General features: G+C 41.4%; 1 protein-coding gene. It reads left to right on the top strand.

Annotation, left to right across the window (positions count from 1 at the left end):
• The coding region (locus tag R8O11_RS31120) for a L,D-transpeptidase family protein (RefSeq protein ID WP_318195377.1) at positions 1-313 on the top strand (313 nt) is incomplete at its 5' end.
• Positions 314-524 lie beyond the last annotated feature (211 nt).

Below are 524 nucleotides of genomic sequence, written 5' to 3'. Positions count from 1 at the left end.
GTTCAACATGCCGAACCCACAAGCCATATATCTACACGACACTCCAAGTAAAAACTTGTTCCAACAAGATAGAAGGGCGTTTAGCTCGGGTTGTGTTCGAGTAGAAAACGCCGATCAACTTGCAGAGCTTCTGTTCAAAACTCAAGGTTTGGAAGAGCGTTTAGAGAAAAAGCGGGAAAGCGCTCGTTCATCAACGACTTCGGTGCCACTAGGGGAGCGTATTCCGGTACACATCATCTACCAAACAGCTTGGTTGGAAGAAGGTACGCTGTATTACCGAGATGACATCTACAAATACGACCATCAAGGCTAAGCCTGCATGGCTCGTAAATTTAAGAAAATTTACAATTCTAAAAAATCGTTTTCTGTTCAATAAGTAAACAAAAAATTCAGCGCGACTTCGATATTCCGGACCAATTTATGCATTTGACGAGATAAATTGGTTTCGGTATCGTCCGCTTTCTTTGTTTAGTAATTGAGCAGTGTTTTTGTTTATGGTAAGTCGTAATTTTTCTCGCCGTGAT

This window comes from Vibrio sp. 1288, from assembly GCF_033344475.1.
This window is presented reverse-complemented; position numbering and strand designations above follow the sequence as displayed.